This window comes from Rhodococcus phenolicus, assembly GCF_001646785.1.
Taxonomy (GTDB): Bacteria; Actinomycetota; Actinomycetes; order Mycobacteriales; family Mycobacteriaceae; genus Rhodococcus; species Rhodococcus phenolicus.
The window spans coordinates 37,519-54,691 of record NZ_LRRH01000021.1; the positions used below are offsets into that span (position 1 = coordinate 37,519).

Annotated in this window: 17 protein-coding genes; 4 read left to right on the top strand and 13 right to left on the bottom strand. The window is 65.4% G+C overall.

What is annotated here, in order from left to right; all coding sequences use genetic code 11:
- Positions 1-41: 41 nt before the first annotated feature.
- The 3 genes from A8G15_RS07640 to A8G15_RS07650 all read right to left on the bottom strand — a co-directional run bounded on the left by A8G15_RS07640 (position 42) and on the right by A8G15_RS07650 (position 4,237).
- Positions 42-1,799 carry an AMP-dependent synthetase/ligase gene (locus A8G15_RS07640; RefSeq protein ID WP_064256998.1) on the bottom strand — a complete coding sequence of 586 codons (1,758 nt, stop codon included), beginning with the start codon at positions 1,797-1,799 and terminating at the stop codon, positions 42-44.
- A gap of 98 nt (positions 1,800-1,897) precedes the next feature.
- Positions 1,898-3,415 carry an aldehyde dehydrogenase family protein gene (locus A8G15_RS07645; protein ID WP_082899726.1) on the bottom strand — a complete coding sequence of 506 codons (1,518 nt, stop codon included), beginning with the start codon at positions 3,413-3,415 and terminating at the stop codon, positions 1,898-1,900.
- Between the two features lie 192 nt (positions 3,416-3,607).
- Complete coding sequence (locus A8G15_RS07650; protein ID WP_064257019.1) at positions 3,608-4,237, bottom strand: TetR/AcrR family transcriptional regulator; 630 nt, start codon at positions 4,235-4,237, stop codon at positions 3,608-3,610.
- A gap of 135 nt (positions 4,238-4,372) precedes the next feature.
- Here A8G15_RS07650 and A8G15_RS07655 point away from each other — a divergent pair, with 135 nt between their 5' ends.
- The 4 genes from A8G15_RS07655 (at position 4,373) to A8G15_RS07670 (ending at position 8,143) form a co-directional block, all read left to right on the top strand.
- Positions 4,373-5,851 carry a flavin-containing monooxygenase gene (locus A8G15_RS07655; protein WP_064257000.1) on the top strand — a complete coding sequence of 493 codons (1,479 nt, stop codon included), beginning with the start codon at positions 4,373-4,375 and terminating at the stop codon, positions 5,849-5,851.
- A complete protein-coding gene (locus A8G15_RS07660) occupies positions 5,851-6,303 on the top strand; it encodes an SRPBCC family protein (RefSeq protein ID WP_064257001.1) in 453 nt (150 codons plus the stop codon). The genes A8G15_RS07655 and A8G15_RS07660 overlap by 1 nt, the downstream gene beginning before the upstream one ends.
- Complete coding sequence (locus A8G15_RS07665) at positions 6,300-7,160, top strand: short-chain dehydrogenase/reductase (protein WP_064257002.1); 861 nt, start codon at positions 6,300-6,302, stop codon at positions 7,158-7,160. Before A8G15_RS07660 ends, A8G15_RS07665 begins: the two co-directional genes overlap by 4 nt.
- A gap of 164 nt (positions 7,161-7,324) precedes the next feature.
- Positions 7,325-8,143, top strand: coding sequence for an alpha/beta hydrolase (locus tag A8G15_RS07670; protein WP_082899728.1), 819 nt, complete (start codon positions 7,325-7,327; stop codon positions 8,141-8,143).
- Between the two features lie 57 nt (positions 8,144-8,200).
- Here the strand turns inward: A8G15_RS07670 and A8G15_RS07675 are convergent, their stop codons facing one another.
- The 10 genes from A8G15_RS07675 to A8G15_RS31420 form a co-directional block, all read right to left on the bottom strand.
- A complete protein-coding gene (locus tag A8G15_RS07675) occupies positions 8,201-8,797 on the bottom strand; it encodes a hypothetical protein (protein ID WP_064257003.1) in 597 nt (198 codons plus the stop codon).
- Between the two features lie 16 nt (positions 8,798-8,813).
- Positions 8,814-9,764 carry an MlaD family protein gene (locus A8G15_RS07680; protein WP_082899729.1) on the bottom strand — a complete coding sequence of 317 codons (951 nt, stop codon included), beginning with the start codon at positions 9,762-9,764 and terminating at the stop codon, positions 8,814-8,816.
- Positions 9,761-10,750: an MlaD family protein gene (locus A8G15_RS07685; protein WP_231912075.1), complete on the bottom strand. Its 990-nt coding sequence runs from the start codon at positions 10,748-10,750 to the stop codon at positions 9,761-9,763. The genes A8G15_RS07680 and A8G15_RS07685 overlap by 4 nt, the downstream gene beginning before the upstream one ends.
- 65 nt (positions 10,751-10,815) lie before the next feature.
- Positions 10,816-11,913, bottom strand: coding sequence for an MlaD family protein (locus tag A8G15_RS07690; protein WP_064257022.1), 1,098 nt, complete (start codon positions 11,911-11,913; stop codon positions 10,816-10,818).
- Positions 11,913-13,007, bottom strand: coding sequence for an MlaD family protein (locus tag A8G15_RS07695; protein WP_082899730.1), 1,095 nt, complete (start codon positions 13,005-13,007; stop codon positions 11,913-11,915). Before A8G15_RS07695 ends, A8G15_RS07690 begins: the two co-directional genes overlap by 1 nt.
- Positions 12,929-13,924 carry an MlaD family protein gene (locus A8G15_RS07700; RefSeq protein WP_064257006.1) on the bottom strand — a complete coding sequence of 332 codons (996 nt, stop codon included), beginning with the start codon at positions 13,922-13,924 and terminating at the stop codon, positions 12,929-12,931. Before A8G15_RS07700 ends, A8G15_RS07695 begins: the two co-directional genes overlap by 79 nt.
- Position 13,925: 1 nt before the next feature.
- Positions 13,926-14,915 carry an MlaD family protein gene (locus A8G15_RS07705; protein ID WP_082899731.1) on the bottom strand — a complete coding sequence of 330 codons (990 nt, stop codon included), beginning with the start codon at positions 14,913-14,915 and terminating at the stop codon, positions 13,926-13,928.
- 74 nt (positions 14,916-14,989) lie between these two features.
- Complete coding sequence (locus A8G15_RS07710; protein WP_156665294.1) at positions 14,990-15,853, bottom strand: ABC transporter permease; 864 nt, start codon at positions 15,851-15,853, stop codon at positions 14,990-14,992.
- Entirely contained in the window at positions 15,850-16,680 is an 831-nt protein-coding gene (locus tag A8G15_RS07715; protein ID WP_064257009.1) for an MlaE family ABC transporter permease, read from the bottom strand. The genes A8G15_RS07710 and A8G15_RS07715 overlap by 4 nt, the downstream gene beginning before the upstream one ends.
- A gap of 252 nt (positions 16,681-16,932) precedes the next feature.
- Positions 16,933-17,151, bottom strand: a complete 219-nt coding sequence (locus tag A8G15_RS31420) for a hypothetical protein (protein WP_156665295.1) — start codon at positions 17,149-17,151, stop codon at positions 16,933-16,935.
- Positions 17,152-17,173: the final 22 nt, after the last annotated feature.

Here is a 17,173-nt window from a genome sequence, read left to right on the forward strand (position 1 = left end):
GGGTTCCTCTCGAGGATGTGGTGGAGATGCGCTGTTGGCGTTCAGCGTTCGTAGAGCGCGGCGATGTCTGCGGCGTACTTGTCTCGGATGGGTACTCGGCGCAGTTTCATGGTCGGGGTGAGTTCGTCGCCGCCGGGCAACCAGAAGGTCGGCAGCACCTTCCACCGACGGATGCCTTCGACGCGCGAGAGTCGTCCGTTGGCCGTTGTGACGGCTTCGTCGAGCGCGGCGAGGACCTCAGGATGCTTCGCGAGGGTGTCCGGTGTCGGGTCGGCGATGCCGTGGCGGTCGGCGAACGCCGCGGCCGCGTCGGGGTCGAGGGTGATCAACGCGGTGACATAGGGTCGGTTGTCGCCGATCGCGGCGACGGAGCCGACGAGTGGGCTCGCTGCTTTGAGCGCTCCCTCGATGTTGCTCGGCGACATGTTCTTTCCGCCGGAGTTGATGATCAGTTCCTTCTTGCGGTCGATGATCGTCAGGTAGCCCTCGTTGTCGAGCAGCCCGACGTCGCCGGTGTGGATCCACCCGGCGCCGTCGAGGACCTCGGCCGTCCGGTCGGGATCGTTTCGGTAGCCGCGCATCACGCCGTCGCCGCGGACGAGGATTTCTCCATCTTCCGCAAGTTTCACGTCGGTACCGGGAATGGCTTTGCCGACAGTGCCGTACTTCGGCCGCGCGGCGGGGTTCACGGTGGTGACGGCGGAGGTCTCGGACATACCCCAGGCCTCCATCACCGGGATTCCGAGGGCGAGCATGAACTCCAGCGCCGCGACGTCGATCGGGGCGGCCCCGGACACGGCCGAATCGATGGCGTCCAACCCGAGCTTCGCTCGCAGCTTGGAGAGCACCAGTTTGTCCGCAAGCGTGGCGGCAAGCGTGTCAACTCGTCCGAGCGGCGTGCCGGCGATGGTCGCCTTCGCCTTCTTCCGACCCGCTGCGACCGCCCATCGCGCCAGGGCACCCTTGATGCCGGACTCGGCGGCCAGTGTGGTTTCGACGCTGCCCTTGATCTTGTACCAGAGCATCGGCACCGCGGCGAACGCCGTCGGCCGCACCTGGGGCAGCACGTCGATGAGTGTCTTCGGGTTCTCGACGTCGACCACGGACATGCCGAAGTACATGGGGGCGTACTGGCACAGCCACCGGTTGATCAGGTGCGCGTCCGGCAGGTATGAGACGACTCGACCGGCGGTGAGGTCGCCGATGATCTCTTCGACGACCCCCAGTTGGTACAGCAGGTTTCCGTGGGTGAGCTCGACACCCTTCGGATTTCCGGTCGTGCCGCTCGTGTAGATGAGTGTCAGGACATCGTCGCGGCCGATCGACTGCCATGCCGCGTCGAAGTCGAAGCCGGGATCGGCGCTGGCGATCATCTCGTCCAGGCCGATCGTGTCCGGTTCGGTCGCGTCAACACAGACCGTCGAGATCGCACGGTCTGTGGTTGCCTCTCGAATCCGTTCCAGGAACTGGGATTCGGTCACCAGAACTCGTGGCGCAGCGTTGCCGAGCAGGTAGGCGATTTGGTTCACGCTGCTTGTGTTGTAGATCGAAAACCCGACGGCGCCGAGGTGCATCACCGCGGCGTCGACGAGGTGAAACTCAGGGCGGTTGGTCAGCATGATGCCGACGGTGTCACCGCTCCGTACGCCGAGTGCGACGAGTCCGGCGGCGAGCTCACGGACCTGGGCACCGTACTGCGCCCAGGTGTACGCGACGGTGCCGTCCGCATTGCGAACGGCGGGTTGGTGGCCGTTCCGGGCGACGCGCCGCTGGAAGTGCGTGCACAAGCTGTCCGACAACTCTGCCTCCTTGCTGGGACCCGCATCGATTCGCTGCGGGTGAAGATGGACGCGCCGAGCAGATCCTTCGGCGACATGTTCTGCTGTGACGGAGTCGGTTACCGGCGGCGGAGCCCGCCGTGGCGCAGGCTGAGAACGAGGGCGGTCAGGGGTACCACGTGACGCTGTCGGTGCAAGGTGATCGGCTCGAAACCCGGTATGCGGAAGCGTTTACGCACCACTGCCCTCGGCCGGACGAATTCGAGCAGTCCCTCGCGGCCGTGCAGGCGACCGAAGCCACTGCCCTTCGTTCCGCCCATCGGTACTGCACCCATGCCCGCGAACGCGACAACGGAGTTGATGGAGACCTGGCCGGCGTCGAGGCGGCGCGCGATCTTCTCGCGCTGCTCACCTGCAAACACCGAGGCGCTGAGACCGTAGTCACCAGTGTTCGCGAGTTCGACTGCCTCGTCGATCGACTCCACCGTCCTGACTGTGAGGACAGGGCCGAAGGTCTCCTCGCGCATTGCCGAACACGACTCGGGAACGTTCGCGAGCAGGACCGGGTCGAGGAATCCATCGGTGCGCGGGGTCTCGATACCTCCGAACACAACCTCGCCGCCTACTGCGACGGCGTCCGCAAGGTGCCGCTGCACGGTGTCGATCTGCTTCGGCATCGTCATCGCACCGTAGGTGGTGCCGACGCGGACGCCGCGCAGTTCTGAGATGAGAAGGTCGAGCAACCGGTCAGCGACAGAGCGCACCACGTAGACGCGTTCGACTCCGACACAGGTCTGACCGGCGTTGGTGAAGGCACCCCATGCGATAGCCTTCGCGGCCTCGGTGAGGTCCGCGTCCTCGGCCACGATCGCGGCGTCCTTTCCGCCTAGTTCGAGCACCGTCGGCGTCACCGTCTCCGCGCATGCCCCCATCACAGCGCGACCGGTCGCGGTGGACCCGGTGAACGCGATCTTGTCGACCCCGGATCTGCACAGCGCGGCACCGGTGTCGCCGTAACCTGTCACCACCGTGACAATGCCCGTCGGCGCAGCGGGATTCGCGAATCCGAACGCCCGGGCGTACCAGTCGGCAACGGCCGGGGTGTACTCACTCGGCTTAATCACCACCGTATTGCCCGCAGCGAGAGCGAAGGCCGTCGAACTGTTCGCGGCATAGAGCGGATAGTTCCACGGCGAGATCACACCGACCACCCCAAGCGGCTCGTGATCGACCCGAGCAGCGAAGTTCGCCAGCAGAATCCCCGGCGACACCCGGCGCGAAGCGAGGACCTGTTTCGCGTGACGCTCCGCCCAGCGAATGTGCTCGACGGTCAACCCGATCTCGACGATGGCGTCGTCCACGGGCTTGCCGTTCTCCCGGTGGATCAGATCGGCGAGTTCACGCCGACGCCGCCAGATGTGGCGGCGCCAGCGTTCGAGGTGCCTGCTGCGCTCGTTGACCGATTGAACGCTCCACCACGACGCTGCTGCACGCGCAGAATCGACGACCTCGGTGACATCCCGTGCGGACTGCACCGGGAACACGGCGACGATCTCGCCGGTGGCGGGCTCGCGCGATGTCAGTGAGCCCTGCCCGGGATTCGGCATGGGGACGGCTGAAGTCGGATCGGTTGTCATGGGGCCACTCCTCGAAACAACGCAAGGTGGACGTTGACGGCGTCAACAAGGAGTCGAAATCTCGCCTGTAACAGGAGGATCAGCGGTCGCCGCCGGCACGGCCCCCTACCCCGCACCGACCCTCACGTCCACTCTGTTGACGCCGCGCCAAATATAGACAGCCTATTGGCGCCGCGTCAACAAGTCTGCGAATCAGCCGCGCGTACGGGTCCCCAACTCGTGCAGGGCGAGCACGAGGTCGGTGCAGTGATCCGCGACCTCATCGGCCGTCGCGGAAATCCGACCCTCGAGCCAGTTCAGGAAGACCATCACCAGCGCCCCGGACAATGAGCTGACGACGAGGCCGAGCTTGTCCGGGTCGGCGAGGCCCGCGCTGCCGCCGTCCCGCCACACCACCTGCGCGACGTGGAGCACGAATACCGGGATCGCCGCCACAGCGTGGTCGCGGAGAACGTCGTCAACGAGCGTCTCCCGGAAGAGAATGCGGGCGCGCCGCGGATCCTCCTCGAAGTACGCCGCCGCCGCCATGAACGTGATACGCAGGCGCTCGGGCAACTTGCCATGGATGTCAGCGGCACCGATCACCTCGACGAGCTCCCCGACCACCCGGTCATAGACCGCGATGACGAGATCGCCACGACTGTCGAAGGTCTCGTAGAAGTACTTCGCGCTCAATTCGGCCTCGCGGCACAGGGCGCGCACGGCGGCCGCCCCTGTGCCGTCCGCGCCGATCAGCCGAAAGCCCGCTGCTATGAACTGCTCGCGGCGATCCTGCGCACGCTCGCCCAGGGTGCTACCACGCCAGACAGTGGGACTCTCCATGCCTTCACCCTCCCAGGTATCGCAGTTCACGGCCATCGCACTCTTGACTCAATGCCAACAGTACTGGAAACATACGTTTCCAGTGAGGCGCGGACCCCCGCCTCGACACCACCGGCTCGACACCCAAGGACACCGATGCCTGATCAGAATGTGACCGCAGCCGACCACGAGATCGTCGTCATTGGCGCTGGCTTCGGCGGCATCGCGATGGCCGTCAAACTCCGCGAAGCGGGGATCGACGACTTCGTGATCCTCGAGCGTGCCGCCGCTCTCGGTGGCACCTGGCGCGACAACACCTACCCTGGCTGCGCCTGCGACGTCCCGTCACAGCTCTACAGCTACTCGTTCGCACAGAACCCGGACTGGACCCGGACCTACGGCAAACAGGAGGAGATCCTCGCCTACCTGCACCAGGTTGCCGACCGTTACGATGTGAAACGGCACATCTGGTACGAGGTCGAGATGCTCGGCGCGCAGTGGAACGAAGCCGATCGGATGTGGACGCTCGAGACGAGTGCCGGCACCGTCACTGCACGTGTGGTTGTCACCGCCGCTGGCGTATACGGCGAGGCCAAGTACCCCGACATCCCGGGCCGGGACACCTTCACCGGCACCGCGTTCCACTCGCTGCACTGGGACCACTCGTACGACCCGACGGGCGATCGGATCGCCGTCATCGGGACCGGGGCCTCGGCCGTCCAGTTCGTCCCCGAACTGCAGAAGACGGCGCGGCGGCTGTTGGTCTTCCAGCGGTCCGCGCCATGGATCATCCCCCGGATGGATCGGATCACCTCCCGGTTCGAGCGCCAGTTGATTCGCCGCATTCCGCTCGTCGGCAAGGCGATGCGCGCGCTCTTCTACGGTGTGATCGAAGGGTTCGGGTTGGTCGGCTTCGTCAGCAACAAGTTCCGCTTCCCCTACGAGCTGATGGGCCGCTACCAGCTGCGTCGCCAGGTCCGCGACCCCGAACTGCGCAAGACACTGACGCCGGACTACATGATCGGCTGCAAGCGCGCGATCTTCTCCGATGAGTACCTCCCGGCGCTCACCCGCGAGAACGTCGACGTCGTCACCACCGGCATCGCGGAGATCCGTCCGCACTCGGTCGTCACCCGCGATGGCATCGAGCATGAGGTGGACACCATCGTCTACGGCACCGGGTTCCAGGTTCCCCCCGCCGTCTACGAGCGGATCCAGGGCGTGAACGGAATCACCTACGCAGACCTGTACCGCAAGGCCCCGCAGAGCTATCTCGGCATGGCCGTGGCCGGGTTCCCCAACTTTTTCAACACACTCGGCGCATTCGGTGCCGTAGGCAACCAGTCGGTGATCTACATGATTGAGGCCCAGGTCAAGTACATCGTCGACGCAGTCAGCACCATGCGGCGCCGTGGACTCACCCGCGTCGAGGTCCGAGACGACGTCCAGGATCGATTCGTCGACGAGATGAACCGGCGCAGCGACGGAACGGTCTGGCTCACCGGTGGCTGCGACACGAGTTACTACCACACTGCGGACGGCAAGAACGCCGGCCTCTACCCAGGGTGGAGTTTCGAGTACAAGCGCCGCGTGGAGAAGTTCGACTCAGACGCCTACACGGTGAGTACCCGCTGATGCCGTTTACCATCGCCCGTACACTCGACGCACCGATCGACCGCGTCTTCGACTGGCTTGCAGACGCCACCAACTACCTTGCCGCACTACCGATCACCCGCGTCGACCTGACTGGGCCCGGCAGCACCGAACCGTCTGGAGTCGGCTCCCGCCGAACGATCTGCGCCGCCGGCGTCGAATTCGACGAGGTGGTAACCGAATTCGCACGCCCCATCCGAATCTCCTACACCGTCGAGAAGACGCGGCCCCGACTACCCCACCGGGGAGCGACAGTTTCCCTGACGGAGACCCCGAAGGGAACCCGCGTCCGCTGGCGGCTCGACACCCGCATCGACGTACCCGTCGTCGGTCCACTGGCCGGCTTCCTGCTCGGCGCGCTGCTCGCCCCCGGCTTTCTCTTCATCCTCGCGGCCGCGCAGCGGTCCCTGAACGCGGAACGGATTCGTCCATGACCATCTTGCGACCACAGCGAACTCAACTGGACCTCCGAGGCCGAACCGTCCTAGTCACAGGTGCCGCGCAAGGAATCGGGCTCGGCGTCGCCGAGATCCTCGTCGGACGCGGCGCTGCAGTCGCGTTGGTGGACGTGAACCCGGACGCCGTCGACCTGGCGGCTGCCACGCTCGGGCCCAACGCGCTCGGCCTGGTAGCCGACGTCCGGGACCGGTCCGCGATGGCCAAGGTAGTCGCCGACACCGTTGCCCACTTCGGCCGCCTCGACGCGGTTGTCGCGAACGCCGGCGTGACACCGTCTCCGTCCACCATCCGGACCATGGACGATGCCGACTTCGACCGCGTGATCGGCATCAACCTCACCGGCGTCTACAACACGGTCCGCCCCGCCCTCGACCACATCATCAAGCAGAGAGGGCACGTCGTCGTGGTCTCCTCATGTGCGGCGTTCGCCCCAGGCGCGGGCGGATCGCCGTACATGATCAGCAAGTCGGCGATCGAACAGTTCGGAAGGGCACTCCGTGTGGAACTCGCAGTGCACGGCGCGACCGCCGGAGTCTCCTACTTCGGCATCGTGGACACCGCAATGACCCACGACATGCTCGACTCCGACGACCTCGGCAAGGAGATCGGTGGACTCCTCCCCTGGCCGCTCAGCCGCCGCATCACGGCACGGCAGGCCGCCAAGACGATCGTCGACGGCATGGTGAACCGAGCCCCCACCACCATCGCCCCCGCGGGGTGGCGGCAGTACTCGTGGCTACGCGGAATAGTCAACCCACTACTCGATCACCGCATGAGCGCCGACCGGCACCTACAGGGTCTGCTGCGCACGCTGGAGGAACGCGAGCGGTGAAGCGGCGACGCCCGACCTCCGATTACCCTTCCTACACCTCGAACCTCGTCCCGCTGCGGCCGTCCGTACGCTCACGACTGCTCCGCGGCGCCTCACGATCGACAGTCAAGCGTCTGGCCGATCGAGCACAGGTCGACCCCCGGGCGATCCGGCGCGCGCGAGTCGTGATCGACCAGGTCATGCGCCTGACGGCGTTCCCCGTGCACGGCACGACGGTGGAGGTCGTCGTCGCAGGAACGGTCCGGGGCGAATGGACCAGGCCGCCGGTCGTCTCCAGCGACGCCGCCGTCCTGTACGTGCACGGCGGCGGATTCGTCGCCGGGTCACCTCGCGGCTACCGGGGTGTCGCGGGACGGCTGACCGCGGCACTCGGGTTGCCCGTCTTTGTCGTCGACTATCGATTGGCGCCGGAACACCGCAATCCGGCTGCCGGAGACGACATCGACGCGGCCTTCGAATGGCTTGTCCGACAAGGCTTCGCCGCGGATCGCATCGTCGTCGCCGGAGACTCTGCTGGCGGTCACCTCGCGACCGAATTGATGCTGGCACGGGCAGATCGAGGTCTCACCCCGCCCGCAGCACTGGTGCTGTTCTCCCCGATGACCGACCTCGGCCTCGGTCTCGTCACCCCGGACCGGGCGAACGACGACGGCCTGCTGTCCCTGAAGGTCGCGCGGGCCGCAGTCGCCCACTACCTCGACGGCCGGAGCGCGGTGCCCGACCTGCGGCCGACCCCCGGCAGCGCCCTCCCGCCTGTCCTCGTCCAGGCTAGCGACTGCGAGCTCTTCACCGGCGACGCAGTCGAACTCGCGGACCGACTGCGTCGCGCGGGAGCCAGCTGCGAGTTGCAACTGTGGCCGGGCCAGATGCACGTCTTCCAACTACTCGTGAACTTGGTTCCCGAAGCCACGCGAGCGCACCGGGCCGCCGCGCAGTTCGTACTCCCTCTGGTCAGGCCAGGGGCCGACCGGATCGCCGGGTAGTGCGACCAAACCACCTCTTCGATGCCGCCGATCGGCCCATCCGGTCGGCGGCGTCGCTCACCGTCCAGGAATCGCACCGTCAAGTCCGCCGACGTCGGTGATCTCCCACCCAGCGTTCCGGTCGATCGTGACCGAGTAGGTGACCGTGGACTGCGCGCTGTCCGGGTTCTGCACGCTCGTCGAGTCCACATCCACGAACGCGTTCACCGTGTAAACCCCGTCCGCCTCCGTCTCGACGGTCGCAGCGATGGGGCTCGCAGTCGACTTCCACTGCAGAGGTAGGAGGATCTCCCGTAGGGGTGGGGACGTCGCCTCGAAGCGAGCAGCGAGCTCGTCCGATGTCCCCTCCTTGAGTCGGCCCAGCCACGCGTCCAGATCCTGGAAGTCCACGGTCGCGGCACCGACAGCGTAGTCCTCGGCGAGTTGCTCTGCGTGCTCGCGGTCCGCTGCGGCAGCGCGGTCGTCGTTCCGTGCTCCACTCTCTGACACGTAGAGCGAACCGAACACGGCCGCCGCCGCGGCGAGAACGACACCGCCGACACCTGCCCAGATCAGCACGGACCGCCGGAGGGTCACCGTAGCGGGCCCGGGCTGCGTTGCCTGGGAGCCCCCCTCGGCCGGCGACTCGTCGAGGGCCGACGGCGTCTTGTCCATTACCAAACTCCGTTCGTCATTTCGGGTTCACTTCCACGCGAACCGCGCCATCTTCGTCGACCGCGCCCAATGCCTGTGTTATCAGCGCACTGAGGTCGATCGGCTGCAGCCCACCGCTGACCAGGGGTTGCAGGACCGGGGCGATCGCGGCCAGCGTCGGCCCCTCCCGCTCGACCCAGTCGGTGACGCGCTCCAGCTGAGGTATCAGGCCGTCGCCCTCGACGTACATCCGCGGCGCGTCACCGGCCTTCGAGACACGAGCCAGGGAGTCGACGATCTCACTGAAACGCTGCGCGAACAGGGTCCACAGCGGCGACGACGCCCGGGCGGACGGTTCCAGCCACGACATGTTCCCGCCCATCGCCTGCAAGTCGACCGACAACTGCCTGATCTCCGGCAGCCGCGTCAGCAACGTAGCGGACAACAGTTCCGCCGAACGCTGGAGCTTCGGTGTCACGCTACCCGTGCCGGCGAGCGATTCGTCGAGGGTATTCGTCAAGGACGCGAGCACTGTCGGGTCGAGTTCGTTAAGCAAGCCGGTGACCGACCGCGCCACCATCGGAATCGACATCGAGGCGTCGATCAACTCCGATGAGACGAGCTGACCGTCAATCAGATACGGCCCGTCGGTAGTCGACGGACGGAAGTCGACATACGTTTCGCCAAGTGCCGACAGGTTCTCGACGCGAACCGAGCTTTGAGCGGGAACCTGTTCAGCCTCGTCGAGCGCAAGCATAACCTGCACCCCGCCGGGCGCGACGTCGACGGCACTCACCTCCCCTACCTCGATTCCGCGTACCAGCACAGGTGACCCTGGAAGGAGACCGGCGGCATCGTCGAGAACCATCATGACGGTGATATGCCGCCGGAACGGATCGATCTGCGCCACGCCGAGGAACAGATAGGAGGCGCCGAGAACGAAAACCGCAGCAATAGCGCCCAGCGACAACCACATCCCGCGGGTCACCGGACCACCCCGATCATCCGGAGAGTGTCGACGATCTGATCCACCTGGTCGTCCGTCGACATCGGGTCGCCCACGGTGACAGTCTGCACATTCACCTTCGGGCCGTACTGGAACCACGGCAGGATTTTGTCCCGCAGTAGCTCCGTTAATAGCTTCAGGTTCGACGGGTCGTCCAGGTTGAACGGGCGGGCAGCGAACGCCAACGGCATGAACGCCTCCGCTGCGCCGTCACTCGCGGTGAGCACAGGGGCCAGCCAGGACAGAGCGCGACTGATCTCGGCGATGCGGCCGAACAGCCCGAGCGCGCTGAGGAGCGACGACACCGCGTCCACGAGCTGTTCCACCTCACCGTCAGTGAGAATGTCCGCCAGGAGCGGGGACTTGTCGGCGACCTGCTGGGTCGCGCCGCCGAGCCCGTCGAGCAAGACGTCGAGATCGTCCTGGTTCGACGCCAGGTCCCGCGCATTTGCAGCCAGATTCTCCGAGATCCGCCTCGTCTGCGCCGCGTCCGCAGGGAGAACGGAGTTCAGCTCGTCGACGATCTCCTGGAAAGTGGTGACCGCGCCGCCGTTGACGAACAGCGCGAGCGCGGCCATGGTGTCCTCGATCTGATTCGTCGGCCGGGTCCGGCTGCGAGGAATGGTCGCCCCGTCGGTGAGGGCATCGCCCGATTGGTCGTCTCCACTGGTCATCAACGCAACGTGGATGTCTCCGAGGATGGTCTGTTGTCGCAGTTCCGCTCGGGTCGTCGCAGGGAGCCTGACCGACTCGAGCAACTCGAGATCGACAACGGCGTAGCCGGCTTCGGGTTCCGGTCCGGGCGACGGGTCGACCACCGAGACATCCATCACGGTGCCGATCTGCGCGCCGTCCGCGAACACCTTGGCGCGCATCGGCAGGTTCAAAGCGTCGGTGAACTCGACGTGCACCGTGTAGGTGTCGCCCGTCACGCCGGTGCCGGGGACGGGCACTGTCGCCGGGTCCACTCCGCAGCCAGCGACAGTGACCGCCACCGCTGACAGAGCGCATAGCGCCACCGTCGAGGGATGCCTCATCGGGACGTCACCGCCCCGAGCACCAACTGCGCAAGGTCCGTCGTCGGTATACCGTCGACGTCCCGGCAGCGGCCGGGAGTGGCCGCGTTCACTGCGGTGCACAGAGCGCTCGCCTCGTCGCCGCGGAGCGCGACTTTCGGTGCCGCGTATCCGATCGAGACCCGCCCTGTGACAGGGTCCGTGACATTCCCGAACCCGGCCGCGATGCCTGGCACCATGTCCAGGAGACCACGCAGACCGTCGACGTTCGCCGCCGCCCACCGCAGGAATGGAACCGTCGATTCGAGCTCCTTACTCACAGATCCTCCGGCCAGCACACTCAGTTCGTTCAACATCGGGAGCACCTTCGCTAGTGCGTCGCCCAACTCCACGACCATCGGGAACAGCTGGTTGTCGAGCACCTCGAAGGTCTCGGGGAACCGGGTGAACATTGCCTGGATGTCCGTCCACCCGCGGTTCGCACTCGCTGCGAGCGACGACAACGCATCGATGATCCGGCCGATCCGTGCGATGTCGACATCAGCCGAACCCAGCGCTCCTCCGAGCGTGTTGATCATCGTGTTCACCTCGCCACCGGTACCCGACAGCGCATTGTCCAGGGCCCGCAGCGACTCTCCTAGATCCGACTCGGTGCCGACTTCGGTCCCACGAAGCTCGTCCGATAGGTGGGCCACGGCGTCCAGTGCAGTGGTGAGGCTCTGTGGCGTCAACGTACTGGTGATACATGTGTCGGGATTCCACGCCTGTCCGGCACCGTCGCTGAACACCGTGAGATCACGGTCGGCGACGATGCTGTCGGAGACCGTCGTCGCCGACACCTCGCCCACCGGTGCGTGCTTCTCCTCCACCGTGAAGTCGACACGAACCGTGGCGCCGTTGCCACGGATTGCGGTGACGGCACCGACGTCGATGCCGCGGATGGTTACCTTGCTGTCCTTGTGAAGTCCGATCGAATCCGGCATCAACGCGCAGTACGACAGACTGCGCGCGTCTGGACCGGAATAGACGGTGAAGCCGACGATCACGACGAGGGCAAGAACAACGGTTCCGATGATCGACATGAGTGCCCGGGAGCCGAGCAGGCGGTGGATCATCAGCAGCTTCTTCCTGGGACGGGTACACACAGGCGAGGTGCGACGACGACGGTGCCGGAGTCGTCGATGACAGGGTCATCGGTGGCGAGGATCTGGTCCGTCCGCGTCGCGAGCGACCGGACTGTGGCCAGCATCGTGTCGAGGTTCTCGCTGATGCGGACAAGTTCTGGGGCCAGTTCCTTCAACACGGGGACGAGGGGCTTCACCGTCGCTTGCCACGCGGGTTCCAGGCCCTCGATCCGCTGGATGGCGCTCACTGTCAGCGTTCCGGCCAACTGCATCTCGGCCTGCTTGTCCAGTACCGTCGTCTCCAACTGGTTCACGCTGACGACGAATCTCGCCAATTGTGCTTTGGTCTGCTCCAGTGCACCGGAGTACTCCTCGACAACCGCGAGGGCCTCTGACACCTGGTCGCTCTGGCGGTCGAGTATGTCGGCGAACGACGTTAGCCCCTCAACTACCTGTCGCACACTGTCTGGTGCGGCCTCGAGCGCCGCGCCGGACAGTGTCAGTGACTCGTTGACCGAGCCGCCGTCGACGGCGTCCAATGGGCGGATCGCGTCCTGGAAGACCTGGTTGAGGCTGTACGGCAACCGCACTCGATCTGCAGGTATCGGCTGATCTCCCAAGGGCTGGTCGCCAGCCGGCTGCAGTGCGATGTAGTGGCCACCGACGATGGTCAGCATGCGCACGTCGAGACTCGACTCACGGCCGACAAAGACGTCACGGTCGACGGTGAACGTCAACCGCACGTGGTCGGGTTCGAGTTCGAGTTCGGTGACCGTGCCGACGGATATTCCGGCGACTCTCACCCCGTCGCCAACCGCGATCGACTGAGCCTCGGTCGCGAAAGCCGTGTACGTGTGCTTGCCGACCGGAAGCACCGAGAACAGGCCCGCAGCGCCGAGAAGGGCAACCACCACGCTGACACCGAGCAACCCTCGCCGGAGTTCGCGGCGCTCTGTGAAACCTGCCTGCGATTCCCGTGACCGGCGCTCGCGAAGCCGTCGAACCATCACTGGCACACCACCACTCGCTGCCCCGAGATCAAGACCTGAAGCTGCGTCGGCAACTCCGCTGGCCCTCGACTGCATCCGAGGTCGAGACCTGTCCCGCCGGTCGCAGCCTGCATGTCGAGTGACTGGAGCACCACGGGGAGCCTGCGCAGCGAGTCCACGGCCGCGGCTGGGTTCGGAAAAACAGTTCGGACGAGTTCATCGAGATCGGGATTCGACTCCGGCGTCAACCCAAGGTTCGCCAAAAGACTGTCCAGCGGCGCCATCACGGCTGGCGCCGTGAGGGCGAAGTCGACGACGCCTTCTACCTTGCGTTGCAACTCGTCGAAGAGATTGGCGAGTTGGGTGAGCAGGACGATGGCCTGAGGGGACCGACCTCCGAGTTGTTCGGAGATGATCGACAGATTGCGAATCAACGTCGACACGACCACTTGGCGGTCGGTCGCGTATTCACTCAACTGGCCGATTGAATCCATCGCCGGGCCGATGCCGGTGCCGTCGCCTTCGATGACTGCGATCACGCTGCGTGTCAACTGATTCAACGATTCCGGGGACAGCTCTTTCAACACCGGTCGAAGCCCGTTGAACACGGAGGTGATGTCGAACGAGGGCACCGTCTGTGATGTGTCGATCGACGTACCAGGGCCGATCTGCGACCCAGGCTCGGGTGCCTGCTGCACATCCAGATACCTTTGACCGGTCAGATTTTGGTAGCGGATCGCGAGCGTCGAGTTGTCGAATACCGAGTGGTTCGACAGCACCGTGAACCGCACGCGGGCCAGGCTGCCCGCGAGGACCACCGACTCCACCTTGCCCACGGCGACACCGAACATTCGGACGTCGTCACCGGTCGCAAGGCCACTGGCATCGGTAAACATGCCCTCGTAACTGTCGGTGTCCCCATCGACAGGTCGCTGCACGGCGGTGATCACCGCCGTGAGAAGGACCACGATCAGGACGCCGAAGATGCCCAGTTTCATTCCGGTTCGCAACATGTCACTCCCCCACAGGTTTCGGGGCCGCCATCGAGGCCAGCGGTCCGAGCAGCACGTGCGCCACTCCGGGCGCGGTGTCGACGTTCACCTCGGCCTGCAAGACCGGCCCGGCGGGGCCGTCGGTGAATCCCCGGTTCAGCCGACGGAGAAGCTCGGCAAGCTCCGCAGAGGTCCGTTGCGGCGTCGACACCGAGGCGGTCGCCGCATTCAGAAGGGGCACAACAAGATTTGTGAATCCTGTGAGGTTGTCCTCGCCGGCTAGTCCGAGAGCGGTGCCGGCAGGTAGCAGGTCGTTCACGATCGCGTCCACCGTGGCGTCGAAGTGCTCGCGGTCCTCACGCAGCGGTTGGTTGGATCGCAGCACGTCGAAGACCCCAATGGTGGCGGCCGTGAAGTCGCCCAGCCCCGTAGCAGCGCGGCCATATTCCCCCGCCAGTTCCGAGGCTGGCATCCATTGAGTCTCTTCGACCACGCTGGCGACAGCGATGCCCGCCCGCAGCAGCGGTGCGAAAGAATCGATGCCGGCGGACAGCTGTGTCAGGGCCGATGTCAGCTGCGGGGTCAGAGCCTGACCTGTGATGCTCGAGAACTGCCGCAGTAACGCACTCATCGTGGCGTCGTAGACGTCGCCAGCGCGGGGACCGGTCAGGTCGATCGTCGTTCCGTCTCGAAGCTCGGCGCCACCGGGTCCGGACACCAGTTCCACCCCGCTGATTCCGAACAGGTTCGATGGCGCGTAATCGACGCGAAGACTGTCGTCGATCCCGAACAGGCGATCACGGTCAAGCGCCAGATCCAGTGTCACGATCCCATTGCCGGCGGCGGTGACACCCTCGACAGTTCCGACGTCCACTCCGCGGGAGCGCACCGAAGTGCCCTCGCCGACTCCGTCGCCGAGCAGCTCCGTCTCCACCACAACGTGCATGCGCGGGTCGTCGGCGGACGTCAACGGTCCAAGCCACACCAGGAGGATGGCAACGGCGAGAACCACGACGACGACTCCGGTCCTCGTGGCTTCCGGTCGGGTCGTGGGGACTCCCGGCACTGCGTAATTTGGCATCGTCGTCACCCCGTGAACATGATTGTCGCGTTGAATCCCCACAGCGCGAGGCTCATCAGCATGTTGAGAGCGACGATCGCCACGAAACTGGCGCGCACGGCCCTGCCTGAGGCCAACCCCACCCCTTCCGGGCCACCCGAGGCAAAGAAGCCGTGGTAGCTGTGAATCATGATCACCACCACACCGAAGACGACCGCCTTCGCCGTGGCGGCGAGGATGTCCGGTCCGCTGACGAACTGCAGGAAGTAGTGGTCATAGACGCCACCTGACTGACCGTGCACCGTGATCGTCAGCAACCGGCACGCAAAGTAGCTGAGAATCAGCGTGATGAGGAAGGTGGGCACGATCGCCACACCACCAGCGACCACGCGTGTCGTGACGACGAACGGGAGCGACCTCAGTCCCATCGACTCGAGAGCGTCGATCTCCTCGGAGATTCGCTGGGATCCGATCTCGGCAGTGATCCTGCAGCCAGCCTGCGCCGCGAAACCGATTGCGGCGGCGATGGGCGCGAGTTCGCGAGTGCTTGCGAACGATGAGACGATCCCGGTGAGCGGGCCGAGTCCGACCATGTTCAGGGTCGTGTAGGACTCGATACCGATCAGTGCACCCATCGCCAGCCCGAGAACAGCGAGCAACGGCACAGTGCCGCCACCGACGAAAACGGATCCGCGACCCCATGTCATGTCAGTGATCGCGCGCACCGTCTGATGCCGGTAGTGGACGACAGTGAATGGAACCGACGCGATCACCCGCCAACAGAAGACGAGGGTGAAGCCGAGCGACTCGACAGGGTTGACGCGCAGACCCGCACGAGCGGCACGGACGACACCCTCGAGACCACGGGGCACGTACGACGACGCCATCACGCCAGCCTCGGGGGCAGCAGCTGCGCAAGAATCTGCGTGATCGCGAGGTTCGCGAGGACGATCGAGGCGACCGACAGAACGACCGACGCGTTGACGCCGTCGGCCACTCCTCGCGGCCCCCCCTTCGCTTCGAGGCCACGCTGACTGGCGATGATCACGACGAGGAACCCGAAGACGACCGACTTTCCGAGTGAGACCCAGATGTCGCTCGTGGTGACGAACGCGCCGAACGTTCCCCAGTAGCTGCCGGGGGTGACGCCACGCCCGATGACTGCCGCTAGATAGCCGGACAGGATGCCGACCGCCATGATCAGGACGTTGAGCATCGGGGCTACGACGACCATGGCAACGAAACGGGGTACCACCAGGCGACGCACTGGGTCGATGCCGAGTGTTCGTAGAGCGTCGATCTCCTCGCGAATCGTTCGTGCACCGAGATCGGCGGCGATCGCGGCCGCGCCGGCCCCGCCCAGCAGGAAGCCGGTCGCCATGGGGGCGCCCTGCTTGATCACGCCCATACCACCTGCGGCTCCTAGCAATGCATCAGCGCCCAATTGTTCAATGAGGTTTCCGACCTGGATCGAAACGATGATTCCGAAGGGAATCGCGATGAGCACGGCTGGTACCGCGGTGACGGTCACCAGGAACCACGCCTGCTGAAGCGCGTCCTTCCAGCGGAACCGTCCTCGCACTGTGTCGGTGACCGAACCGCCGACAACGGTTGCCGCAAGCTCGACGGCCCGCCCGAACGTTCGCAGTCCGGATTCCACGACATCGGTGAAGTTGGTCCGGAGTACCTGTGCGGCAGCGCGCATCGAACCGTCCATGGTTAACCCCCTGATCGACAAGTTCTCTACGACACCCGCCGAATCGAACACAATGTCCGACAGTATGTATGCCCCTCTTCTGGAGCGTCAAGCAGTTGTTGTGGCCGCGCGAGGGTCATCTCGCCAACCCCGGGCGGCGCGCGCTTCCGCTGACGAGCGGATCCGAATGTGGCACCGGATCCCCGGAGCCTGCTGAACCCTGCGCGCTTCTCGTTCGACTCTGACGACTCTCACCACGACAGAGACACCCCGTCAGCTGAGGTTCGGCGGAACCGGGCCGTAGCATGCAAGCCAGCCGATTCGAGCGATCTCGGCCGCCAGCGCCCGATCGTCGTCCGGTCGTCCGTGCTGAATGTGCTCCAGAATCGCCCCGTCAGTGAACTGAGCGACGAGATCGCACACGATGTCGACATCAACCCCTGCAGGAACTGATCCGCGTCGCTGCTCTTCGTGCAGGTGCTTGGCAACCAACCTGGGTCAAGCCCCTGGTAGT

Bases quoted from the DNA above. Each gene is read 5' to 3' on its own strand.
- A8G15_RS07645 (WP_082899726.1), bottom strand. From the start codon at position 3,415: ATGACAACCGATCCGACTTCAGCCGTCCCCATGCCGAATCCCGGGCAG.
- A8G15_RS07650 (WP_064257019.1), bottom strand. From the start codon at position 4,237: ATGGAGAGTCCCACTGTCTGGCGTGGTAGCACCCTGGGCGAGCGTGCG.
- A8G15_RS07655 (WP_064257000.1), top strand. From the start codon at position 4,373: ATGCCTGATCAGAATGTGACCGCAGCCGACCACGAGATCGTCGTCATT.
- A8G15_RS07660 (WP_064257001.1), top strand. From the start codon at position 5,851: ATGCCGTTTACCATCGCCCGTACACTCGACGCACCGATCGACCGCGTC.
- A8G15_RS07665 (WP_064257002.1), top strand. From the start codon at position 6,300: ATGACCATCTTGCGACCACAGCGAACTCAACTGGACCTCCGAGGCCGA.
- A8G15_RS07675 (WP_064257003.1), bottom strand. From the start codon at position 8,797: ATGGACAAGACGCCGTCGGCCCTCGACGAGTCGCCGGCCGAGGGGGGC.
- A8G15_RS07690 (WP_064257022.1), bottom strand. From the start codon at position 11,913: ATGATCCACCGCCTGCTCGGCTCCCGGGCACTCATGTCGATCATCGGA.
- A8G15_RS07695 (WP_082899730.1), bottom strand. From the start codon at position 13,007: ATGCAGTCGAGGGCCAGCGGAGTTGCCGACGCAGCTTCAGGTCTTGAT.
- A8G15_RS07700 (WP_064257006.1), bottom strand. From the start codon at position 13,924: ATGTTGCGAACCGGAATGAAACTGGGCATCTTCGGCGTCCTGATCGTG.
- A8G15_RS07715 (WP_064257009.1), bottom strand. From the start codon at position 16,680: ATGGACGGTTCGATGCGCGCTGCCGCACAGGTACTCCGGACCAACTTC.